This window comes from Actinokineospora spheciospongiae, from assembly GCF_003182415.1.
Lineage (GTDB): Bacteria > Actinomycetota > Actinomycetes > Mycobacteriales > Pseudonocardiaceae > Actinokineospora > Actinokineospora spheciospongiae.
Map to the genome: position 1 here is coordinate 387,717 of NZ_QHCP01000005.1, position 23,381 is coordinate 411,097.

At 74.6% G+C, this 23,381-nt stretch carries 16 protein-coding genes; 12 read left to right on the plus strand and 4 right to left on the minus strand.

The annotated features are described in order from the left end of the window. Positions 1-77: 77 nt before the first annotated feature. The 3 genes from DFQ13_RS15975 to DFQ13_RS15985 are packed head-to-tail and all read right to left on the minus strand — an operon-like array spanning position 78 to position 5,032. On the minus strand, positions 78-2,531 hold the full coding sequence (locus tag DFQ13_RS15975) for a transglutaminase TgpA family protein (protein ID WP_110080360.1): 2,454 nt from the start codon (positions 2,529-2,531) through the stop codon (positions 78-80). Then, complete coding sequence (locus tag DFQ13_RS15980; RefSeq protein WP_110080361.1) at positions 2,528-3,793, minus strand: DUF58 domain-containing protein; 1,266 nt, start codon at positions 3,791-3,793, stop codon at positions 2,528-2,530. Before DFQ13_RS15980 ends, DFQ13_RS15975 begins: the two co-directional genes overlap by 4 nt. Before the next feature lie 39 nt (positions 3,794-3,832). Then, positions 3,833-5,032 (minus strand): AAA family ATPase, encoded by a 1,200-nt coding sequence (locus tag DFQ13_RS15985; protein WP_407643170.1) that lies wholly within the window; start codon positions 5,030-5,032, stop codon positions 3,833-3,835. 674 nt (positions 5,033-5,706) lie between these two features. On the opposite strand from DFQ13_RS15985, the gene mraZ reads away from it, so the two are divergent. The 4 genes from mraZ (at position 5,707) to DFQ13_RS16005 (ending at position 10,963) form a co-directional block, all read left to right on the plus strand. Further along, positions 5,707-6,138, plus strand: coding sequence for a division/cell wall cluster transcriptional repressor MraZ (gene mraZ, locus DFQ13_RS15990; protein WP_035290756.1), 432 nt, complete (start codon positions 5,707-5,709; stop codon positions 6,136-6,138). A gap of 180 nt (positions 6,139-6,318) precedes the next feature. Beyond that, positions 6,319-7,275 carry a 16S rRNA (cytosine(1402)-N(4))-methyltransferase RsmH gene (rsmH, locus tag DFQ13_RS15995; protein WP_110080362.1) on the plus strand — a complete coding sequence of 319 codons (957 nt, stop codon included), beginning with the start codon at positions 6,319-6,321 and terminating at the stop codon, positions 7,273-7,275. Then, complete coding sequence (locus DFQ13_RS16000; RefSeq protein ID WP_110080363.1) at positions 7,272-8,762, plus strand: hypothetical protein; 1,491 nt, start codon at positions 7,272-7,274, stop codon at positions 8,760-8,762. The genes rsmH and DFQ13_RS16000 overlap by 4 nt, the downstream gene beginning before the upstream one ends. A 227-nt stretch (positions 8,763-8,989) precedes the next feature. Then, a complete protein-coding gene (locus DFQ13_RS16005) occupies positions 8,990-10,963 on the plus strand; it encodes a peptidoglycan D,D-transpeptidase FtsI family protein (protein WP_110080364.1) in 1,974 nt (657 codons plus the stop codon). A 932-nt stretch (positions 10,964-11,895) separates the two neighbouring features. Here DFQ13_RS16005 and bla read toward each other — a convergent pair. Further along, positions 11,896-12,840, minus strand: coding sequence for a class A beta-lactamase (gene bla / locus DFQ13_RS16010; RefSeq protein ID WP_110080365.1), 945 nt, complete (start codon positions 12,838-12,840; stop codon positions 11,896-11,898). A 268-nt stretch (positions 12,841-13,108) separates the two neighbouring features. Here bla and DFQ13_RS16015 point away from each other — a divergent pair, with 268 nt between their 5' ends. Genes DFQ13_RS16015 through DFQ13_RS16050 form a run of 8 tightly spaced genes read left to right on the plus strand, consistent with a single transcriptional unit; the run spans position 13,109 to position 23,373 of the window. Beyond that, positions 13,109-14,671 carry a UDP-N-acetylmuramoyl-L-alanyl-D-glutamate--2,6-diaminopimelate ligase gene (locus DFQ13_RS16015; RefSeq protein ID WP_110080366.1) on the plus strand — a complete coding sequence of 521 codons (1,563 nt, stop codon included), beginning with the start codon at positions 13,109-13,111 and terminating at the stop codon, positions 14,669-14,671. Continuing rightward, on the plus strand, positions 14,668-16,128 hold the full coding sequence (locus DFQ13_RS16020) for a UDP-N-acetylmuramoyl-tripeptide--D-alanyl-D-alanine ligase (protein WP_035280146.1): 1,461 nt from the start codon (positions 14,668-14,670) through the stop codon (positions 16,126-16,128). The genes DFQ13_RS16015 and DFQ13_RS16020 overlap by 4 nt, the downstream gene beginning before the upstream one ends. Beyond that, positions 16,125-17,213, plus strand: coding sequence for a phospho-N-acetylmuramoyl-pentapeptide-transferase (mraY, locus tag DFQ13_RS16025; RefSeq protein WP_035280148.1), 1,089 nt, complete (start codon positions 16,125-16,127; stop codon positions 17,211-17,213). Before DFQ13_RS16020 ends, mraY begins: the two co-directional genes overlap by 4 nt. Then, positions 17,210-18,595, plus strand: coding sequence for a UDP-N-acetylmuramoyl-L-alanine--D-glutamate ligase (gene murD / locus DFQ13_RS16030; RefSeq protein ID WP_035280150.1), 1,386 nt, complete (start codon positions 17,210-17,212; stop codon positions 18,593-18,595). The genes mraY and murD overlap by 4 nt, the downstream gene beginning before the upstream one ends. Beyond that, positions 18,595-20,064, plus strand: coding sequence for a putative lipid II flippase FtsW (gene ftsW / locus DFQ13_RS16035; RefSeq protein WP_035280152.1), 1,470 nt, complete (start codon positions 18,595-18,597; stop codon positions 20,062-20,064). Before murD ends, ftsW begins: the two co-directional genes overlap by 1 nt. Continuing rightward, positions 20,061-21,203 carry an undecaprenyldiphospho-muramoylpentapeptide beta-N-acetylglucosaminyltransferase gene (gene murG, locus DFQ13_RS16040; protein ID WP_110080367.1) on the plus strand — a complete coding sequence of 381 codons (1,143 nt, stop codon included), beginning with the start codon at positions 20,061-20,063 and terminating at the stop codon, positions 21,201-21,203. Before ftsW ends, murG begins: the two co-directional genes overlap by 4 nt. Next, positions 21,200-22,615, plus strand: coding sequence for a UDP-N-acetylmuramate--L-alanine ligase (murC, locus tag DFQ13_RS16045; protein ID WP_035280156.1), 1,416 nt, complete (start codon positions 21,200-21,202; stop codon positions 22,613-22,615). Before murG ends, murC begins: the two co-directional genes overlap by 4 nt. Further along, positions 22,612-23,373 (plus strand): cell division protein FtsQ/DivIB, encoded by a 762-nt coding sequence (locus DFQ13_RS16050; RefSeq protein ID WP_035280158.1) that lies wholly within the window; start codon positions 22,612-22,614, stop codon positions 23,371-23,373. Before murC ends, DFQ13_RS16050 begins: the two co-directional genes overlap by 4 nt. The last annotated feature ends 8 nt before the right edge of the window (positions 23,374-23,381 follow it).

The following is a 23,381-nucleotide window of genomic DNA, read 5'->3' on the forward strand; positions in this document are numbered from 1 at the left end:
TGCGGTTGTTGGGGTGGTCGGCAGAGGCGCCGGTGGGGGCGGGGTGGCCGGTGGTCGGGTCCTCCGCGTGGGTGGGATCAGTCCTGCTTGCGCCGCCGGGGCTTGAGGACCGAGCGGGGGAGCAGGCGGGACTTCCAGTCCATCGGGGCGGTGCGGCGCAGGCCGCGGACCACCTCGTCGAACGCGGCGGGCAGTTCCGGGGCGTCGGCCCGACCGCCGTACCAGGAGCGTTCGACGGAATTCACCACCGTCCGCAGGGCCTCCTGCCCATCCCTGTCCAGGCCGTGTTCCTTGACCAGCCTGCGGGCGGCCGTGCGGACGGTGTCCGACTCGGCGGTCTCCGCGCCCCGGTCCCAGGACTCGGCCATCAGCTCCGCCCACGCCGCGCCCGCCGCGTCGGTGTCCCGAGCGGCCACCGCCTGCTGGTGCTCGCGGCGGCGCCAAGCCCGGACGGCCGCGGGGACCGCGGCCGCCACGAGCACCACCACCAGCGCGCCGAGCCACCACGACACCGCCGACACCAGGAAGAACACCGCCAGCACCGCGGCGGCCGCGGCTGCCGCCACCGGGCGCCACGCCGTCCGCGAGCGGGCCTTCGCCGCCCGGGCGCCCAGCGCCGCCAGTCCGCCCGCCAACGCGATCAGGGCCAGCGCCAGCCACACCTGCCAGGGCAGGCTGAACCCGCCGCCGTCCGCGTTCGGGGCGGCGGCCTGCTGGTCGTCGGCGGTGCCGGTTTCCGGGGCCTGCGCGGTGGGGGTGTTCTCGGTGCTGCCGCCGGGGACCTCCTCCTCGGTGACCGTCGTCGACGGGCCGGTGCTCGCGTCGCCCTGGACGTACGGCGGTTGGTAGCCGCGGCCGTCGCTGAGGGGGGTCGGGTCGAACGACACCCAGCCCTGGTCTGGGAAGTAGACCTCCACCCACGCGTGCGCGTCCTGGGTGGTGATCGACCGGTAGTCGCCGGAGACGAAGCCCGCCGTGTAGCCGATGGCCACGCGGGAGGGGATGCCCGCGGCGCGGGCCAGGACGCCCATGGCCGAGGCGTACTGCTCGCAGAAGCCGACCTTCGAGCGGAAGAGGAACTCCTCCAGGGCGTCCTCGTCGCTGGAGGTGCCGGTCTGGGTCTGGTACTTGAAGCCGTTCACCGGGTCGAAGTACTTCTGCAGGGCCAGTGCCTTGTCGAAGGTGGTGGGCTGGTCCGCGGTGAGCTGCCGGGCCAGGTCCACCACCTCCGGGTCGATGCCCTCCGCGCCCAGGTACACCGGGTCCAGGCCCTCGGCGGGTCGGGTGCCCGCCGACCGCAGGTCCTGCGCGGCGGGCTGGCCCAGGTCGGCGTCCTCGACGTAGCGGTCCAGCTTGCGCGGGCTGCGGGAGTAGACCATCCCGCCGTTCTGGTCGTAGTACATGTCCGGGGGCAGGTCGCTGAGCCTGCGCGGGATGCCGTAGACCGGGGCCCACAGGTCCTGGGAGTTGACCGGCTCGATCTCGATCCGGGTGACCGCGCCACCGCCGTCGTCGCCGAGGCCGTTGGGCAGGTCGCCGTCGGCCGGGACCGCGTCCGACAGGGCGTCCGCCGCGGTCCAGCCGCCGTTGCGGTCGAACCGGGGCAGGGTCATCGCGCGCAGGTAGCGGCTCTCGTTGCCCAGGCCGCGCACCCGGAACAGCTCCACGTTGCTGCCCTGGTCGAGCATCCCGCGCAGGGCGGTGAACGGCTTGAGGGCCAGCCCGCCGCCCCCACCGCCGCCGCCCCCGCCGGGGAAGCCGCCGACGGTGCCGATGCCGGTCGCGGTCAGCCCGGCGACCAGCCCCAGGGCCAGCGCCGAGGCCACCACCGCCACCGGGGCGCCCAGGCCGCGGCCGGTGGCGGGCATGGCCGGGCGGTTGCGCCACAGGTGGTGGCGGTGCGTGCCGTCGACGGCCAGCAGCCCGGCGAACGAGATCGCCCCCAGCACGAACGACCACCACGGCAGCAGCTCGTCGGACAGCGACGCGGGCACCGCGTAGACGCACAGCAGCACCAGCCCGCACGCCGCGGGCGCCCCGGCGGCCACCGCCAGGGTGTCCACCAGCACCGCCACCAGCCCGATGGCGATCACCACCAGGCACAGCACCGGCGCCGTCGCGCCCACCGGCGGCACCCCGACCCGCACCGCCTCCACCGACTGCCCGAGCACGTCGCCCAGGGCGCCGATGGCGTCCGGCCCCGGCAGGATGCCGACGACCCCCTCGTTGGTGAACAGCGCGACCAGCAGGCACAGCAGCGCGAACAACTGCGCCAGGCCGACGACCGCGGTGGGGGTGCGCATCGCGCGCAGGCCCATGCCCACCGCGGCCACCACGATGATCGCCACGCCCGCGTAGCCCAGCCAGCGCACCCCGTCGATCACCCCGGACAGCGCCGTCGAGGCGCACAGGGTGGTCACCGCGGCCACCGCCGGGGTCACCGTCGTCGTCCACTGCACCGCGTCGGAGTCGTGCTCGGGCGGCGCGGGGGGCCGCGGTGCGTGCTGGGGTGGGTGCTGCGTCGTGGTCATGTGCCCGCTCCGGCGATCATCGTCCCGTCCCGGCGCGAACCGGAACGGCACACGTTGGCCCACACCCGGTTCATCGGGATGTCCGGCCTGGCCAGCGTCACGCCCCAGCCCGCGCCGGTGAGCAGCGCGGCCGCGGCGGTCGGGTCGACGGCCGGTCCCTCGCCCGCGCCCCAGGCCCGGGTGTCCAGCAGCACGGCCAGGCTGCGCGTGCCCCGGGTGCGGTGGCGGATCAGCCTGCCCAGGTCCTCCGGGGTGGCGCTGCCCAGGACGGCGATCAGCTCCTGGCCGCCACCGGGGTCGGCCGGGCAGGCGATCTCGCGCTGGTGGCTCGGTTGCAGCGCGGCCAGCGCGTCGAGGACCGCGGTGTCGCTGTGGCTGCCGTCGCCCGCGTCGGAGACCAGCACCCCGCCGGTCTCGGTCACCAGCCGCACCTGGTGGCCGTAGCGGTGCAGGTGCACGCAGGCGCTGGCGGCGAAGGACACCGCCCACTCCAGGCTGGAGTCCGCGCCGCTGCCGCGGTGCCCGGGCGCCCGGTGGTCGAGCAGGACCGTGGTCCCGCCGCGCCACGGGCTCTCCTCGACCCGCACCATCATCTCGTCGCGCTTGGCCGTGGAGCGCCAGTGCACCTTGCGCAGGTCGTCGCCCTGCCGGTACGGGCGCACCACGGCGTCGTCCTCGCCCTGCCCGGCGGAGAGCCGGTTGGAACCGTCGTCACCGGAGCCCAGGCCGGAGCCGCCGGGCACGCTGGTGAGCGGGAACACCCTGGGCACCACGACCAGCCGCGAGGTGCGGGCCAGTTCGCGCTCGAACTCGGCCAGGCCGAACGGGTCGGTGACGGTGGCCATGAGCGGGCCGAGCTGCTGGATGCCGCGCAGCGCGGGCCGCACCGTGTACCGCAACCGGGTCCCGGAGTGCCGGGGCAGCCGCTCGATGAGGAACCGCGGCTTGCCGCCCAGCGCGTAGGGCACCCCGTCGGAGACCAGCAGGCCCACCGTCGGCAGCCGCCCGGTGCTGCGCACGTCGAGCGCCACCTCCGCCCGGCCGCCCACCGGCACCCTGGCCGGGGTGATGTGCCGCTGCGCCCGCAGGCCCACCCTGGTCGCCGCGGTCAACCCGCACACCAGCAGCGGCAGGGCCACCACGAACACCGACACCCGCAGCAGGTCGCGCTCGTTGAGGATCAACGAGCACAGCGCGGCCGCCAGCCCCGCGGCCAGCAGGCACCGGCCCCGGGTGGTCAGACCGGACAGAGCTCCGCGCATCGCGCGACCGCCTTCCTCCCGTGCCGCGACCGGATCGCCTCAGCGCCTGCCGCCCGGACCCGACCACTGCGCACCGCCGTGGTCGGGGGTGGCCTGCGGCACCGGCACCCGCTGCACCAGGCCGCGCACCAGGTCCGCCGGGGGCCGCCGCGACGCCTGCGCCTCCGGGGTGAGCACCAGCCGGTGCGCCAGCACCGGCACCGCCACCGCGTGGATGTCGTCGGGCACCACGAAGTCGCGGCCCGACAGCGCCGCCTGCGCCCGCGCCGCCCGCACCAGGTGCAGCGTCGAGCGGGGGGAGGCGCCGATGCGGATCTCCGGCAGCCGCCGGGTCGCCGAGACGATCTCCACCGCGTACCGGCGGACCTCCTGGGCGATCTGCACCGCCCGGACCGTCTCGATGAGACCGCGCACCTGCTCGGCGTCGGACACCGACTCCAGCGTCTTGAACACGTCGTGCGCGGCGTGCTCGTCCACCATGGCCAGTTCCGCCGCCGGGTCCGGGTAGCCGATCGACACCCGCGCGGTGAACCGGTCGCGCTGGGCCTCGGGGAGGGCGTAGGTGCCCTCCATCTCGATCGGGTTCTGGGTGGCGATCACCATGAACGGCGAGTGCAGCGGGTAGGTGTGCCCGTCCACGGTGACCTGGTGCTCCTCCATGCACTCCAGCAGCGCGGACTGCGTCTTGGGGGAGGCCCGGTTGATCTCGTCGCCGACGACGATGTTGGCGAACACCGGTCCGGGGCGGAACTCGAACCCGTTGGTCTGCCGGTTGAAGATCGACACCCCGGTCACGTCGCTGGGCAGCAGGTCCGGGGTGAACTGGATGCGGCTGACCGAGCAGTCGATGGACCGGGCCAGCGCCTTGGCCAGCGAGGTCTTGCCGACCCCCGGCACGTCCTCGACCAGCAGGTGGCCCTCGGCCAGCAGCGTCACCAGCGCGATCCGCACCACCTCGGGCTTGCCGACGAGCACCCGCTCCACGTTGGCCGCGATCCGGCCGACCGCGGTGTGCAGCTCGGCCAGGCCGTTCGACGGCGCCTGCTGGTGCGGTGGCGCCGCCGGGTGGTGCGCCCCGGTGCCCGGACCGCCAGCCGGGGCGCCGGTGCCCGGGTGGGGCGCGGGTGCGCCCGGGTACCTGCCGCTGGGCCCGTTCGCACCGGGGCTGGGGTACTGCTCGCCGCCGCCCGCTCCGTAGGGGGTGCCCGGGGGAGCGGTGGGCGGGGTACTCGACGTCACGCGACCTCCTGCTGGTTCTCCGCGGCCGTCCGGTCCGGCGGCCGGGAGGCGGTGTCGGGCTCACGCCGTCGGGGTCCCGTGCCGGACGTCAGCCTGGCATTCAGTGTGTCAAACCGCGGCGAGGTACCCCACCCTTTCCGGCGAGCCTCCCCGCCGGGGAGGCGGGGCGTTGATCCTGCCGCACGCCGCCGGGACACCTCCGTCCGCCCGGCCCCTGGTCCGTTCGGCGCAGCGGTGCTGCGGCCGGGCGGCGCCGGGGGACCGGCGGACAGGCGTGGGCCGTTCAGGTGACGTTGAGTACGCAACCACCGAGTGGGCTGACTCTCCGTGGGCGCCCGCCCGGGCGGTGTGGGCACCACCCCCGGCCCCCCACTCCGCTCCACCGGTTCCCCCACCTCGCCCCACGAACCCCCGTGACGTGCGCCTCGGGGGCCGCGGGGAGGTGCTCCGGGGGGTCTTGCGGCGTCTCGGGCGGCAACCCGAGTCGGTGACGCCCCCACCACCCCCCACTGCCACCCCCTGCCCCTCTAGCTGCGGAAACGCACAATTTCCCGGCTCCGACACGGCTGGTTTCGCGTTGACTGTGGTGAAAAGTGGGGTACTGTGGCGCCAAGTGGGGCAGCAGGGGGCTCCACGGCCGATCCGATGGGTTCGGTGGGGAGGTGGGTGTCGAGATGTTCCTCGGTACGCACACCCCCAAGCTCGACGACAAGGGGCGGCTGACACTGCCCGCCAAGTTCCGGGACGCACTCGCGGGTGGGCTCATGGTCACGAAGGGTCAGGACCACTGCCTCTACGTGTTTCCACGAGCGGAGTTCGAGGACATGGCGCGGAAGGTGGCGGCGGCTCCCTTGACGAACGAGGCGGTCCGCGCCTACCAGCGGTACCTGTTCGCCGGAACGGACGAGCAGCGTCCCGACGGTCAGGGGCGGATCACGGTCGCACCGGAACTGCGGCGCTACGCGGGCCTGGCCAAGGACTGCGTGGTCATCGGGGCGATCACCAGGCTGGAGATCTGGGACGCGAAGGCGTGGCAGACCTACCTGGACGAGCACGAGGACGACTACTCCCAGGCCCGGGAGGAGGTCCTGCCCGGCGTGTTCTGAGCACGGACAGGAGACGAGGGGGATTCGGGTGCCGCCAGGCCTCGGTCCGCTCGCCTTCGGCCTTGGCGCACCTTCCCCGGTGCCAAGTTCGACGAGCGGGCGGGGACCTGGCGGCATCCGTCGATCCGGCCGGGCAGGTCGTGGCCTGCAGTTCGGGAGTGTGGGAGAAGGTGCGTGCGCGTGACTGAGCGACCCCGCCACGTGCCGGTCCTCCTCGACCGCATCCTGGAGCTGTTCGCCCCCGCCCTCACCGACCGCGACGCCGTCCTGGTCGACGCCACCCTCGGCCTCGGCGGCCACGCCGACGCCCTGCTCTCGGCCCACCCCCGCCTCACCCTCGTCGGCCTCGACCGCGACCCGCACGCCCTGGCGCTGTCCGCCGAGCGGCTGGCCCGCCACGGCGACCGGGTCCACCTCGTGCACACCGTCTACGACGGACTCCCCGAGGCGCTGTCCGGCCTGGGACTGTTGCGTGTGGAGGGCGTGCTGTTCGACCTCGGCGTGTCCTCGATGCAGCTCGACGTCCCCGAGCGCGGCTTCGCCTACGCCCGCGACGCCCCGCTGGACATGCGGATGGACCCCACCACCGGACCCACCGCCGCCGACGTGCTCAACACCTACTCCCACGGCGACCTCGCCAGGGTCCTGCGCGACTACGGCGAGGAGCGGTTCGCGGGCAAGATCGCCAAGGCCGTGCTGGTCGAACGGGACAGGGCGCCGTTCACCACCAGCGCCCGGCTCGTCGAACTGCTGTACTCGGTCCTGCCCGCGCCCAGCCTGCGCACCGGCGGGCACCCGGCCAAGCGCACCTTCCAGGCCCTCCGGATCGAGGTCAACGCCGAACTGGACGTGCTGCGCCGGGCCATCCCCGCCGCCCTGACCGCCCTGGCCGTCGGCGGTCGCATCGTCGTGGAGTCCTACCAGTCGCTGGAGGACCGGATCGTCAAGCGGGCGATCACCGCGCTCGCCCATTCGACCGCCCCGCCGGACCTGCCGGTGGAGCTGCCCGAGCACGCCCCCCAGCTACGCCTGATCACCAGGGGCGCGGAGATGGCGGACGAGCGCGAGACCGAACACAACTCCCGCGCGCAGTCGGTGCGCCTGCGCGCGGCGGAACGCATCCGGGAGGCCCCATGACCGCGCCCGCGAGGAACTCCTCCGACCCGGCGCGGTCCCCCCGGGGCACCACCCCCGCCGAGGAGCCGGAGGCGCCGCGCCGCACGCGCGCGACCCCCGCCCGCCGCGCCGACCCCGCCGACGCGGAGCAGCCCCGCGCGGACCGGGCCGGGGCGTCCCGCCGTCGCGCGGAGGCCGAGGACCCGGAACCGCCGACCCGCGAGCGGTCGGGCTCGTCCCGCCGCCAGGCCGACGACGGCGAGACCCCCCGCCGCGGACGCGCGGGCACAGCCCGCCGCCGCACCCGGGCCGACGACGGGGACCCACCCCGGGGCGGGCGCGCGGGCACCGAGGACGAATCGCCGAAGGGTGCGCGCGCGGGTTCTGCGCGCCGCCGCGCGGCCGGGGACGAGGACACGTCCCAGGGTGGGCGTGCGGGCATCGCGGACGAGTCGTCGCGGGGTGGGCGTGCGGGTTCTGCGCGCCGCCGGGTGGCCGCCGGGGACGAGGACGCGCCCCGGGGTGGGCGTGCGGGCTCGTCCCGCCGCCGTGCGGCGGGCGAGGGGGAGAAGTCGTCCAGTGGGCGCGCGGGTTCCCCCCGCCGCGCCGTCGCCGATGACGCGTCCCGCACCGGGTCGGCACGTCGGCGTGCCGAGGGCCAGCAGCCCGCGCGCCGCAGGCCCCGCCGCGAGGAAGCGGAACCGCGCCGCGGTCGGGGCGAGCCGTCCCGCCGCCAGACCGAGTCGTCGGTGGTGTCCCCGCCCCGCCCGACCGGCAAGCCCACCCGCGCCACCCCCGACCGCGTCGAGCGCACGGCCGGGCGGTCCCGCACGGTCGCCGCCGAACGCGCCTACGCCCGCCGCGCCCTGCGCGAGGGCCACCCGCCCGCGGCGGGCAGGGCGTCCGCGCACAACTCCGGCAAGGTGCCCACGCACAACTCCGGCAAGGTGCCCGCGCACAACTCCAACCACCGCAGGAACACCACGGTCGCGGCGGAGGAGGAAGCCACCTCCGGCCGCGCGTCGTTCGTGGTGCTGATCATCGCGCTGCTCGTCGTCGGCGTGGCCACCACGCTGTGGCTCACCACCCAGGCCATCGCCGACTCCTACCGGCTGGAAGCCGCCAAGCAGGAGGCCACCGTCCTCGCCGAGCGCGCCGCCGAACTCCAGCGCGAGGTGGCCAGGCAGGAGTCCGCCCCCGCCCTGGCCGAGCGCGCCCGCCAGTTGGGCATGGTCCCCGCGGGCGACCCCGGCCACATCGTGGTCGACGCCAACGGCGGGGTGACCGTGGTCGGCGACCCCGAGGCCGCCACCACCCCGACCCAGGTCCGCTCACCCGAGGAGATCGCGGCCCAGCAGCAGGCGGCCCAGCAGGCCCAGGAGCAACAGGCCCAGCAGGCCCAGGAGCAACAGGCCCAGCAACAGCAGGTCGAGCAGCAGCAGACCCAGCAGGGGCAGCCCGCCCCGGGTGGGACCGGCGAGCAGACCCCGCCTCCGGCGGGCGGCTGACGCGGGTGGTTCCCCCCGCTCGACCTCGCCCCCACGTCCGTGGCGGCAGGTTCGACGAGCAGCCGTCGGGCATTTCCGCAGCGCCCCGCGCCCGCGGTGGCCGGGCCGGGCGCCGGGTCTCACCCGGCGGTGGACCGGCGGTCGTGGTCGAGCCGGGCGGGCGACGACGTCCCGGTCGGGTGCGGCCGGGGATGAGGACAGCGTGACTGGCGGGAGGGTGTCGGCGGATGGCTGAGCAGTACCGGGGTGGGCCGGGTGGGCGGCGGCCCTCGGCGCGGCGGGCGGTGCCCGTGCGGCGGGGAGAGGCCGTGCGCAGGCCCTCGCCCGCCCCCGGGCGGATGCGGCGGGTCACCAAGCGGGCGGCGGGGACCGACCACCGGGTGCGGGTGGTCGTCGTGCGGTTCCTGCTGATCGCCGCCCTGGTGGCCGCCGGGTTGAAGCTGGTGCAGGTTCAGGGGTTCAAGGCAGAGGCCCTGGCCGAGCGGGCCGAGCGGCAGCGCACCAAGCCCATCCCGATCCCGGCCGCGCGCGGGGCCATCCTGGACCGCAACGGGGCGGAGCTGGCGTTCAGCGTGGAGACCCGGGCCATCGCCTACCGGCCCAACCCCCAGCGCAAGGAGATCGAGAAGGAGGTCGAGAAGGCCAGGGCTGCGGGCAAGACCAGCCCGCTGTCGTTCGACCAGGAGACCGCCGACATCGCCCGCCGGATGCGCGAGGTGCTCGGTGACCAGGTCAACGAGGCCGACCTGCTGGCCAAGCTGCGCTCGGACAAGGCGTTCGTCTACCTGGTGGACAACGCCGAACCCGGGCTCACCCGGGTCCTCGCCGAGGAGTTCCCCCAGCTCAACGTCGAGAACCGGGCCATGCGCGAGTACCCGGGCGGCTCGCTGGCGGCCAACGTCGTCGGCTACGCGAACTGGCGCTCGGACGACCCCGACCCGGAGAAGCACAGCGTGCACGGGCTGATCGGGTTGGAGATGCTGCACGACAACGAGCTGTCCGGCCAACCGGGCAGGCAGATCGTGGAGACCGAGGGGGGCGCCGACGTCGTCATCCCCGGCACGGAGCGCGACCGCCAGCCCGCCGTCAACGGCTCCGACCTGGTGCTGACGATCGACTCGGACCTCCAGTTCTTCACCCAGCAGAAGGCGGCCGAGTTCGCCAGGCGCTCCGGGGCGAAGAGCGCCAGCGTCGTGGTGCTGGACGCGAAGACCGGCGAGGTCTACGCGCTGGCCAACGACAAGACCTTCGACGCGTCGCAGCCCGGGGGGGTCGACCCGAAGCTGCTGTCCGACCCGGCGGTGACCACCCCGTACGAGCCGGGATCGGTCAACAAGATCGTCACCGCCATGTCAGCCATCGAGTACGGGGTGACCACCCCGGAGGCGGTGCACCAGGTGCCCGGGTCGATCAAGGTCGCCGACCGCACCGTCGGCGACGCCTGGTCGCACGGGGTGCTGAACCTGACCACCACCGGCATCTTCGCCAAGTCGTCCAACGTGGGCACCCTCATGCTGGCTGACCAGGTCGGCCCCGACCGCTTCTCCGACATGCTGGGGCGCCTCGGCATCGGCAAGCGCACCGGCGTCGGCCTCCCCGGCGAGAGCCCCGGCAACCTGATCCCGCGCAACCAGTGGTCGGGCAGCACCTTCGGCAACCTCCCCATCGGGCAGGGCCTGTCCATGACCGTCCTGCAGATGGCCGGGATGTACCAGGCCATCGCCAACGACGGTGTCCGCGTCCCACCCCGGGTGGTGGCCGCCCGGATCGCCCCCGACGGCACCCGCATCCCGGAGCCCCGCCCGGAGAGCGTCCGCGTGGTCAGCCCCGAGACGGCCACCACCGTCCGCGACATGCTCCGCTCGGTCGTGCAGAAGGCACCGCACCAGAACAGCGGCACCGCCCCGGACGCGGCCCTCACCGGCTACCAGGTCTCCGGCAAGACCGGGACCGCCCAGCAGTACGACAGCGCCATCGGCCGCTACAGCGACTCCAAGTACTGGATCACCTTCGCGGGCATCCTCCCCGCCGACAACCCCCGTTTCGTCGTGGGCATGGTCTACGACACGCCCGTCTACAGCTCCCCCGAGGGCCACTCCGCCGCCCTCTTCTTCCACGACGTCGCCTCCTACATCACCCAGCGGTACAACATCCCGCTGTCGAAGGAGCAGGCGCCGATCGTCCCGCTGGTGATCCCCTGACGCGGTGCCGGTGAGCAGGGTCGCGCGGCGTCCACACAGGACGCCGCCGGCCCTGCTCACCGCTGCCTTCCGACACCGGCCAGCCTGCCCGCACCGGCTGGCCACTCGCTCGCACCGGCTGGCGGCTTGCCCGCGTTGGTCAGGCGCCTGCTCCTGGCGCGTATCCTCCGGCCGCCGAGGGGTTTGGTGGGTGTACCCGGGTGGGTGGGTGTGCTCGGCTTTCGAGCGCCGGGTTTTTTGCGGGTGTGCCCGGCTGGGTGGATGTGTTTGGCCGGGGCCCCTATGGCGATCATGTGCTCCAGTGCGTCAGGTGGGGCTGAAAAGATGCCCCACCGCCCAGGCAGGCTGTCACATGATCGCCACCCCCGGCCAAACACATCCACCCACCCGGGCAGGGGCGTAACCGGACCGGCGGTTGCGGAGGTGGTCGGTTGGCCAAGCGCCTCCATCCATCCGGGTAGTTCGCTTGCCGGGCCGTCGGTTTCGAGGGTGGTTGGCTGGCCAGGCGCCTCCACCCACCCAGGCAGTTCCGTAGCCGGGCCGCCGGTGTGTTGGGGTGGTCGGCTGGTCAAGCACCTCCATCTACTCGGACATTTGCGTAGGCGGGCCGCCGGTTCGTGGGCCGGCTTTGAGGACAAGCCCCAGTGGCCGGCTGCTCGCCGGCGTTGGTCGACTACCCGTTCGCATCGGCAAGCCGCTCACCCGCGCCGGTCGGCTGCCTACCCGCGCCTGCCGGCCACCCGCCCGCAGCAGGCGGCTGCTTGCCGGCCGGCCGCTCGCATTGGCCAGCCGCTCGCATTGGCCAGCCGCTCACCCGTGCCGGTCGGCCACCTGCTCGCGCTTGCCAGCCACCTGCTCGCGCCTGCCAGCCACCTGCTCACAGTGGTCGCCGGTCCGCCCGTCCGCCTGTCTGCGCCGGCAGGTGGGTTCGGTCAGCCCAGTGCGCGTGCGACGATGCCCGCCGCCGCCGCGACCGTGGTCCTGCCCCGCGTCGTCTTCGGGTCGGTCGGCGAGGTGAAGACGGTGATGACCCAGGGTGCCCGGTTCGGCGGCCAGACCACGGCGACGTTGTTGACCTCCCCCTGGGCGCCTGAGCCGCTCTTGTCCGCCACGTCCCACCCGGCGGGCACCCCCGCGCGGATCAGGTCCTTCCCGGTGACGCTGGCGCGCATCCACCCGGCCAGCAGCTCGCGCCCCGGCCGGTCCAGGCCGTCGTCCACCACCAGCGCGCGCACGGTCGACGACAGGGCCAGCGGGGTGGAGGTGTCGCGCTCGTCGCCGGGGGCGGTGACGTTCAGGTCCGGTTCCGGGCGGTCGAAGCGGGTGGTTCGATCGCCTAGGGTGCCGACGAAGTCCGTCACCCCCGCCGGACCGCCGACGAGCGGGAGCAGCAGGTTGACCGCCGTGTTGTCACTGCGCGTCAGCGCCGCGACGCACAGGTCCGCGACCGCCATGCCCTCGGCCACGTGCTCGGAGGTCACCGGCGCGTACTCCAGTAGGTCCGCCTCCGTGTAGCGGATGACCCGCTCCAGCAGGCCCGGCTCGGCGAGCCGCCGCCGCAGCACCGCCGCCGACACCGGCACCTTGGCGGTGGAGCACATGAGGAACCGCTCGTCCGCGCGGTGGCGGACCTCGGTGCCGTCGGCGGTGTCCACCGCGTACACCCCGAGCCGCCCGCCGAACGTCGACTCCAACGCCACCAGTTCCTCCGCCGCCCCGGCGGCGGCGGAGGACAGGGTCGGGGAAAGCCCTGTGCCGGAAGTGGTTGCCCGCGGTGTGGCCGGTGTGGACGGATCGGCGCACCCGGCCAGAACGGCACCCAGCCCGGCGAGGAGGACGGTGCGGCGGTTCGGGGACGGGACTGGCGTGTTGGGCACTGCGTGCTCCTCGCGGTTGTCGTCGAACTCTCACCGGAAGGACGCGCGAGTCGTTGCCGAGTTGCATGCCGCGGTGGGGCGTTGAGCTGAACATGTGTTCGACTTTACCGGGTTTTCGCTGCTCCGGACGTGGGTGGACAGTGCTCCACCTGATCGTGTGATGTACCCCCGGACGGGGTCACCCCGGGCCCGTCTACCCCATGCTCCCGGCACCGGGTGATCGAGGTGCCGCTCGGTAGCCCTCCGTGCGCAGGTAGCCTTCCGCCCCGTGCCCGCCAAGCTCGACGGCAAGGCTGTCACAGCGCCGCCTCGCCCCTCCCGAATCCTGCCCGTGCCACTGGCCACACTGGCCTCCCGCGCCTCGGCGCGACCACTCGCGCCGGGGAGCACCCCGGTGTCCGAAGTGGTCGTCACCGGTGCCGCGCTGCGCGCGCAGCACGTGCTGCCCGGCGACCTGTTCGCCGCCCTGCCCGGTGCCCGCGCGCACGGCGCCGACTTCACCGCCGACGCGGTGGCCGCCGGTGCCGTCGCCGTGCTCACCGACGAGGCGGGCGCGGCCCGACCCGCCGTGCGCGACAGCGGTCTGCCGGTGCTGGTGCACCCGGACCCGCGCGCCGCGCTCGGCCCGCTGGCCAGCCACATCTACGGCGAGCCGTCCCTGGCGCTCAAGGTCCTGGGCGTCACCGGCACCTCCGGCAAGACCACGACCTCCTACATGGTCGAGTCCGGCCTGGCCGCCGCCGGGCACCGCACCGGCCTGATCGGCACCGTGGAGACCCGGATCGCGGGCGAGCGCCTCGACAGCGCCTTCACCACCCCCGAGGCCCCCGACCTGCAGGCCCTGTTCGCGGTCATGCTCGAACGCGGTGTCACGCACGTGCCGATGGAGGTCTCCAGCCACGCGCTGGCCCTGGGCCGCGCGGCGGGCACCCGGTTCGCGGTGGGGGCGTTCACCAACCTCTCCCAGGACCACCTGGACTTCCACCCGGACATGGAGGACTACTTCCGGACGAAGGCGCAGCTCTTCGACGGCCGCTCCGCCGTCGAGGTGGTCTGCGTGGACGGCGAGTGGGGCCGCAGGTTGGTGACACCCGCAACGGTGACGGTCGCCACCACCGGTGATGCCCGGTGGACGGCGACCGACGTGCGCACCTCGCTCTCGGGCGAGCAGTCGTTCACCATCCACGGGCCCGAGGGGCGCACCCTGGCCGCGACGCTGCCGATCCCGGGCACCTTCAACGTGGCCAACGCCCTGCTCGCCGCCGCCGTGCTGCACGAGGTGGGCGTGCCGGACGAGGCGATCGTGGCCGGGCTGGCCGACGTGCGGGTGCCGGGCCGGATGGAGCGGGTGGCGCTCGGGCAGGACTTCACCGCCGTCGTCGACTACTCGCACAAGCCCGAGGCCGTCGCGGTCGCGCTGGACGCCATGCGCGCGCGCACCGACGGCCGGGTGATCACCGTGCTGGGCTGCGGCGGCGACCGCGACACCGCCAAGCGCCCGCTGATGGGCGCCGAGGCGGCCCGGCGCAGCGACCTGCTGGTCGTCACCGACGACAACCCGCGCACCGAGTCCCCGGCGGCCATCCGCGCGGCGGTGCTGGCGGGCGCGGAGTCCGTCCCGGCCGCGCAGCGCGGCGAGGTGCGCGACATCGGCGACCGCAGGCAGGCCATCGCGGCCGCGGTGGCCGCGGCCCGCACCGGCGACGTGGTCGTGGTGGCGGGCAAGGGGCACGAGACCGGCCAGGAGGTGGCGGGTGTCGTGCACCCGTTCTCCGACCGCGACGAACTGGAGGCGGCCATCCGCGAGCGACTGGGCACGGTGACCGGATGATCCCGCTGACCCTGCGGGAGGTCGCCGACGCCGTCGGCGGCCGACTGCACGACGCCGACCCGGACGCCGTGGTCACCGGCACCGTCGAGTTCGACTCCCGGAAGATCACCCCGGGCGGGCTGTTCCTGGCCCTGCCAGGGGAGAAGGTCGACGGGCACGACTTCGCCGCCCGGGCCGTCGCCGCGGGCGCGGTGGCGGTGCTGGCCGCCCGCGAGGTCGACGCCCCCGCCGTCGTCGTCCCGCCGGTCGACTCCGCGCACACCCGCTCGGTCGCGCTGGCGGGGGACACCGACGGCTCCGGCGCCGCCGTGCTGGCCGCGCTCGCCGCGCTGGCCAGGGTGGTCGTGGACCGGCTGACCCCCGGCGGCCTCACCGTCGTCGGCGTCACCGGTTCCTCCGGCAAGACCTCCACCAAGGACCTCATCGCCCAGGTGCTGACCCCGATGGGCGCGACCGTGGCGCCGCCGGGGTCGTTCAACAGCGAGCTGGGCCACCCGTGGACCGTGCTGCGCGCCGACGAGACCACCCGCCACCTGGTGCTGGAGCTGTCCGCGCGCGGGCCGGGGCACATCGCCGCGCTGTGCGACACCGCCCCGCCGCGCATCGGCGCCGTGCTCAACGTCGGCAGCGCCCACCTCGGTGAGTTCGGCTCCCGCGAGGACATCGCCCGCACCAAGGGCGAGCTGGCCGAGAAGCTGCCCGCCGACGGCGTTGCCGTGCTCAACGCCGACGACCCGCTGGTCGCCGCCATGGCCGAGCGCACCTCGGCGCGGGTCGTGCTGGTCGGCGAGGCGCCCTCGGCGCAGGTGCGCGCGGTCGACGTCGTGCTCGACGAGCAGGCCAGGGCGACCTTCCGCCTGGTCGCGCCGCAGGGCGAGGCGACCGTGTCGCTGTCGCTGCACGGCGCCCACCACGTCGGCAACGCGCTGTCCGCCGCCGCGATCGCCCTGGAGCTGGGGGCGACCCCGGCCGAGGTGGCCGCGCGGCTCTCCGGTGCCCGCCGGGTCTCGGCGCGGCGGATGGAGGTGATCACCCGCCCGGACGGCGTCACGGTGGTCAACGACTCCTACAACGCCAACCCGGAGTCGGTGCGCGCCGCGCTCAAGACGCTGGCGACGATGGCCCGCACGGGCAACCGACGCCGGTCCTGGGCCGTCCTGGGTGTGATGGGTGAGCTCGGCGACGACTCGGTCGCCGCGCACGACGAGGTGGGCAGGCTCGCCGTTCGACTGGACATCAACCGCCTGGTGGTGGTGGGCGACGAGGCCCGCGCCATGCACCAGGGGGCGAGCCTGGAGGGCTCGTGGGGAGAGGAGTCGGTGCTCGTGCCGGACGTCGATGCCGCGGTCGCGCTGTTGCGCGCCGAACTGGCACCCGGTGACGTGGTTCTCGTGAAGGCGTCCAAGGTCGCCGCCCTGTGGCGGGTCGCGGACGCGCTGCTGGAGGCGGGTCGGTGAAGAGCATCCTCATCGCGGCCGCGATCGCCATGGTCGCGTCCATCCTGCTCACCCCGTACCTGATCCGGGTCTTCTCCCGGCAGGGCTTCGGGCAGGAGATCCGCGAGGAAGGCCCCGAGGGCCACAAGAGCAAGCGCGGCACCCCCACCATGGGCGGGGTGGCGATCATCATCGCCATGTGGGTCGGGTACGGCGTCTCGCACATCGCCAACGCCACCTCCGCCACCCCCGGCGAGGCGCCGACCGCCTCCGGGCTGCTGGTGCTGATGCTGGCCACCGGCCTGGGCCTGGTCGGCTTCCTGGACGACTTCATCAAGATCCGCAAGCAGCGCAACCTGGGGCTGAACAAGACCGCGAAGCTGGTCGGGCAACTGGTCGTCTCCATCGGGTTCGCCGTCCTGGCGCTGCGCTTCCCCGACGAGCGGCAGCTCACCCCCGCCTCGGACAACCTGTCGTTCGTCCGCGACATCTCCATCGTGTCCTTCGGCGCGCTGGGCTTCATCGTGTTCTGCTACCTGGCCGTGTCGGCCTGGTCGAACGCGGTGAACTTCACCGACGGCCTCGACGGCCTCGCCGGTGGCTCCTCGGCGATGGTGCTGGGCACCTACGTGGTCATCTCGTTCTGGCAGTTCAGCCACGACTGCGGCCGGGTGGCCGAGGCCGCCTGCTTCGACGTGCGCGACCCGCTGGACCTGGCGGTGGTCGCCGCCGCGGCCATGGGTGCCTGCATCGGCTTCCTGTGGTGGAACGCCGCCCCGGCGAAGATCTTCATGGGCGACACCGGCTCGCTGGCGCTCGGCGGCCTGGTCGCGGGCCTGGCCATGGCCACCCGCACCGAGCTGCTGATGATCATCATCGGCGGCCTGTTCGTGGTCGAGATGGTCTCGGTCGTGCTGCAGATCGCGGTCTTCCGCACCACCCGGCGGCGGCTGTTCCGGATGGCGCCCTTCCACCACCACTTCGAACTCGCCGGGTGGGCCGAGACCACGGTCATCATCCGGTTCTGGCTGCTCGCGGGCGTCTGCGCGATGTTCGGCCTCGGCCTGTTCTACGCCGACTGGCTGTCCGCGGGCGGCGGCATATGACACCGGCCCGGCGGGTCCTGGTCGCGGGGGCCGGGGTCGCGGGCCGGGGGGTCGTCGCGGCCCTGCTTGCCGACGGCGCCTCGGTCACCGTCACCGACGGCAACGCCGAGCGGCTGGCGGCCTTCGCCGACACCGGCGCGCGGACCGCGCTGGGCCTGACCGAACCGCCCGCGGGCACCGACCTGGTGGTCACCAGCCCCGGCTGGCGCCCGGACAGCCCGCTGCTGCTCGCCGCCGCGGCCGCCGGGGTCGAGGTGATCGGCGACGTCGAGCTGGCCTGGCGGCTGGCGCGGCGGCTGCCGCGACCGCCGGTGTGGTTGGCCGTCACCGGCACCAACGGCAAGACCAGCACGGTCACCATGCTGGAGTCCATGCTGCGCGCCGCCGGGCTCAACGCCGTGGCCTGCGGCAACGTCGGGCTGCCGGTGGTCGACGCGGTGCGCGCGGGCCACGAGGTGCTCGCGGTGGAGCTGTCGAGCTTCCAGCTTCACTGGCAGTCGTCGATGCGCGCGCACGCCTCGGTCGTGCTCAACGTCGCCGAGGACCACCTGGACTGGCATGGCGGCATCGACGACTACGCCGCGGCCAAGGGCAAGATCCACACCGGGGCGAAGGTCGTGGTGCACAACACCGCCGACGAGTGGTCGGGCAGGCTCGCCGCCGCGCACGAGGGCACCCGGGTCGGCTTCGGCCTGGGCACACCGCGCCCCGGTGAGCTGGGCGTGGTGGAGGACCTGCTGGTCGACCGCGCCTTCGTCGACGACCCGGCCTCCACCGCGGAGGAGCTGGCCACCCTCGGCGACGTGCTCCCCGGCGGCCCGCACAACGTGGCCAACGCCCTCGCCGCAGCCGCCCTCGCCCGCGCCCACGGCGTCCCCCCGGAGGCGGTCCGCGACGGCCTGCGCGCCTACCGCCCCGGCCCGCACCGGGCCGCCCCGGTCGCCGAGGTCGACGGCATCCGCTACGTCAACGACTCCAAGGCCACCAACCCGCACGCCGCCGCGGGCTCGCTGCGCGCCTTCGAGTCCGTGGTGTGGATCGCGGGCGGGCAGCTCAAGGGCGCCTCGGTCGACGGCCTGGTCGCCGAGGTGGCCGGTCGGCTGCGCGGCGCGGTGCTGCTCGGCGCCGACGCCGACGTGGTCTCCGCCTCGCTGGCGCGACACGCGCCGGATGTCCCCGTGAGCAGGGTGCCGCCGGGAGACGATGGGGCCATGACCGCCGCCGTCCACGCCGCCCGCGCCCTGGCACGTCCCGGTGACGTCGTGCTGCTGGCGCCCGCCGCGGCCTCGCTCGACATGTACCGCGACTACGCCCACCGCGGCGACGCGTTCGCCGACGCCGTGCGCGGGCTGCTCACCGACGGCGGACCCGGGACCGGCTGATGGTCACCCAGGCCGAGGCCCGCCCCCAGGCCGAGCGGCCGCGCCGGACCGGGCGCGCGCCCGGTCGGGTGACCGCCTTCCGGGTCGCGCTGACCGCGTGGCTGGGCAGGCCGCTGGCCTCGTTCCACCTGGTGCTCGCCGTGTTCGGCCTGCTCACCGTGCTCGGCCTGGTGATGGTGCTGTCGGCGTCCTCAGTGGTCTCGTTCAACACCCCGGGGTTCGGCCTCTACACCGTCTTCTTCAAGCAGCTCATCTACGTCTCCGTCGGGGCGGTGCTGTTCTGGGTGGCGCTGCGCGTGCCGCTGGCCCGCATCCGCGCGCTGAGCCCGACCGCGATGGTGGGCAGCATCCTGCTGCTGATGGCCGTGCTGACCCCGCTGGGCGCCGAGCTGAACGGCACCAGGAGCTGGTTCGTGCTCGGCCCGGTGTCGTTCCAGCCGGTGGAGGTCTGCAAGCTGGCGCTGGCGCTGTGGGGGGCGCACGTGCTGGTGGTCAAGAAGGCCGTGCTGCACCGCTACCGGCACCTGCTGGTGCCCGTGGTGCCCGCCGCGCTGCTGATGTTCGCCCTGGTCATGCTGCAACCCGACCTCGCGGGCACGGTCACCCTGGGCATCGTGCTGGTGGCGCTGCTGTGGTTCGCGGGCGCCCCGGTGCGGATCTTCGGCGCGCTGGCGCTGGGCGGCCTGGCCGGGGTCGCGCTGCTCGCGGTGGGCACCGAGTACCGGCTCGACCGGGTGGTCAGCTTCCTCAACCCCGAGCAGGACCAGCTCGGCAAGGGCTTCCAGGCGGTGCAGGCGCAGCTCGCGCTGGCCGACGGCGGGCTGTTCGGCCGGGGGCTGGGCCAGGGGCCGTCGAAGTGGAACTTCCTGCCCAACGTGCACAACGACTTCATCTTCGCCCTCATCGGCGACGAGCTGGGCTTCCTCGGCTGCTCGCTGGTGCTGGGCCTGTTCGCCATGCTGGCGGTGGTCGGGATGCGGGTGGCGACCCGCAACATCGACCCGTGGATTCGGATGGTCGCCGCGACGCTGACCGTGTGGCTGGTCGCGCAGGCCGCCATCAACATCGGCTACGTCGTCGGCCTGCTGCCGGTCACCGGCATCACGCTGCCGATGATCTCCTCCGGCGGCACGTCCGCGGTGGTGACCATGGTGGTGTTCGGCCTGCTCGCCAACTGCGCCCGGCACGAGCCCGAGGCCGTGTCCGCGCTGCGCTCGCAGGGGCCGGGCCGGTTCGGCAGGCTCATGCGGCTGCCCGCGCCGGACCCGTACAAGCCGCCGAAGAAGCGCAGGCCCGCCCGACCGTCGGCGCCGCCGCGGGGCGTCGCGCGCTCGACGGTCGACCACAGCAGGCGTGGTGCCCCCGACGGGCGCACCATGTCCGGCCGGGTCGCGGGTGGTGCGCCCGCCGCCCGGCAGAAGAAGACGAACCGCGGTGCGCCGCGGACCGCTAAAGGAGGACGTCGTTGACCGTAGGTCCCACCGGTGGGAACAGGGCGGCCCGCAAGGGACCGTGCGTGGTGATCGCGGGGGGTGGCACGGCCGGGCACATCGAGCCCGCGCTGGCGCTGGCCGACGCGGTCATGCGGCTGCGCCCGGACGCCCGGGTCGTCGCGCTGGGCACCGAGCGGGGTCTGGAGAAGACCATCGTGCCCGCGCGCGGCTACCCGCTGGAGATGATCCCGCCGGTCCCCATGCCCCGTAAGCCGAACGTCGACCTGCTGAAGCTGCCGCTCAAGGTGCGCTCGGCGATCAAGACCACCCGGGAGGTGCTCGACCGCGTCGGCGCCGACGTGGTGGTGGGCTTCGGCGGCTACGTGTCGCTGCCCGCCTACCTCGCCGCCCGCGGCCGGGTGCCGATCGTGGTGCACGACTCCAACGCCAAGGCGGGTCTGGCCAACAAGGTCGGCGCCAAGTTCGCCGCCCGGGTCGCGGTGGCCGTGCCGGACACCGGGCTGCCCCGCGAGGAGGTCATCGGCATCCCGCTGCGGGAGTCGATCCTGCGGCTGGACCGGGCCGCGCTGCGGGCCGAGGCGCGCCGCTTCTTCGGCCTGCACCCGATCGCGCCGACGCTGCTGGTCACCGGCGGCTCGCAGGGCGCCCGCTCGATCAACGCCGCCGTCTCCGGGGCCGCCGCCGAGCTGGCCGCCGCGGGCATCGGCGTGCTGCACGCGCACGGGCGCAACAACACCCTGGCCGTGCAGCAGGTGCCGGGTGCGCCGCCGTACGTGTCGGTGCCCTACCTGGAGCGGATGGACCTGGCGCTGGCCGCGGCCGACGCCACCGTCTGCCGCTGCGGGGCGATGACCGTCGCCGAGGTGTCCGCCGTCGGCCTGCCCGCGGTGTACGTGCCGCTGCCGCACGGCAACGGCGAGCAGGCGCTCAACGCCGAGCCGGTGGTCCGGGCGGGCGGGGCGCTGCTGGTGCCGGACGCGGAGCTGACCCCGCGCCGGGTCGCCGAGTCGGTGATCCCGATCCTGCGCGACCGCGGCCGGACCGCCGCCATGTCCGCCGCCGCCCGGGGTTCCGGGCACCGCGAGGCGGCCGACGTGCTGGCCGCGATGGTGCTCGACGCGATCGAGAAGAACCCCGCGGGGGATTCCCGATGAACCCGGCCGACGGTGTGCTCGACCGCACCCACCTCGTCGGGATCGGCGGGGCGGGGATGAGCGGCATCGCGCGCATCCTGCTGGCCAGGGGCAAGGCCGTGTCCGGTTCCGACGCCAAGGACGCCCGGTCCAACCTGGCCCTGCGCGCGCAGGGCGCGCGGATCGCGGTCGGGCAGGCGGCGGCGAACCTCGACCTGCTCGACGGCGGCCCGACCGCGGTCGTGGTGTCCACCGCGATCAAGGAGGACAACCCGGAGCTGGTCGAGGCCCGCGCCAGGGGGCTGGCGGTGCTGCACCGGTCCGAGGCGCTGGCCGAGCTGATGGCCGGGCACCGGGTCGCCTGCATCGCGGGCACCCACGGCAAGACCTCGACCACCTCGATGCTCACCGTGGCGCTGCAGCGCTGCCGCCTGGACCCGTCGTTCGCCATCGGCGGCGACCTCAACGAGTCCGGCGCGAACGCCCACCACGGCAGCGGCGGGATCTTCGTCGCCGAGGCCGACGAGAGCGACGGGTCGTTCCTGGTGTTCTCCCCGTCGGTGGCGGTGGTGACCAACGTGGAGGCCGACCACCTCGACCACCACGGCACGGTCGAGGCGTACACGGCGGTGTTCGACGAGTTCCTCGGCCGGATCGAGCCGGGCGGCGTGCTGGTGGCCTGCGCCGACGACCCGGGTTCGGCCGCGCTGGCCGACCGGGCGCGGGACCGGGGCATCCGGGTCCGCCGCTACGGCCGCGACGCCAAGGGCCCGGAGGACGCGACGCTGCTGGACTACCGGCCCGAGGGCGGCCTGGGTGTGGCGCGGGTGTCGGTCTCCGGGCAGGAGCTGGAGCTGCGCGTCGCCGTGCCCGGTGAGCACATGGCGGGCAACGCGCTGGCCGCGTTCCTGGCCGGGCTGGAGCTGGGCGCCCCGCCCACCGAACTGGGCGAGGGCATCGCCGCGTTCGGCGGGGTGCGCAGGCGGTTCGAGTACAAGGGCACCGCGGGCGGCGTGCGCGTCTACGACGACTACGCCCACCACCCGACCGAGGTCGCCGCGCAGTTGGCCGCGGTGCGCCCGGCCGCGGCGGGCGGGCGGGTGGTGGTGGTGTTCCAGCCGCACATGTACTCGCGCACCGAGACCTTCGCCGCGGAGTTCGGCGCCGCGCTCGCCGCCGCGGACGAGGTGGTGGTGCTCGACGTGTTCGGCGCCCGCGAGGAACCCAAGCCGGGGGTCAACGGCGCGCTGGTCGCCGACGCGGTGCCGCTGCCCGCCGAGCGGGTGCACTACGAGCCCGCGTTCGACCGGGCCACCACGCTGGTGGCGGGCCTGGTGCGCGCGGGTGACCTGGTGCTGACCATGGGCGCGGGCGACGTCACGATGCTCGGCCCGGAGTTGGTGGCCGAGCTGGAGCGGCGGGCCACCGGATGAGCGCCACCGCCTCCCGGCGGACCGGGGACCGGGTGCGGCGCGACCCGCCCCGGCCCGCGCGGCGGGCGCCGGGGAGAGCACGTCCCCGGCGCCGGGTGCACCGCCGCTACCTGGTCCGCCGGTGGGCGGTGCTCGGCTCCTTCGCGTTCGTCGTCGGCGTCGTTGTGGTGGTGTTCTTCACCCCGCTGCTCGGCGCGCACGACGTCGAGGTCAGCGGCACCGACCAGCTCACCGCCGACGACGTGCGCGCGGCCGCCGCGGTGGCCCCGGGCACCCCGCTGGTGCGGCTGGACACCGACGAGGTCGCCGCCCGCGTCGCCCAGCTCCCCCGGGTGGACACCGTGCAGGTGCGCCGGTCCTACCCGGGCACCGTGCGGATCGCCGTCTCCGAGCGCACCCCGGTGCTGGCCGTGCAGGCGGGCGACGGGGTGCACCTGGTCGACGGCACCGGCCTGGACTTCAGCACCGTCAAGGCCGCGCCCCCGGGGCTGCCGGTCCTCAGCGCCCCCGACCAGCCCAGCCGGGCCGCCGCCGCTGCCGCGGTCAGCGCGCTGCCGCCCGCCCTGACCGCCCTGGTCGCGTCGGTGGCCGCGACCACCCCGGTCGACATCCGGCTGACCCTGGGCGACGGCAGGCTCGTGGTGTGGGGCGGCGCCGAGGACTCCGCGCGCAAGGCCGCCGTCCTGGGGCCGCTGCTGACCCGGCCGGGCAAGACCTACGACGTCGCCGCCGCGGACTTCCCGACGGTGGCCGAGTAGACAACTCG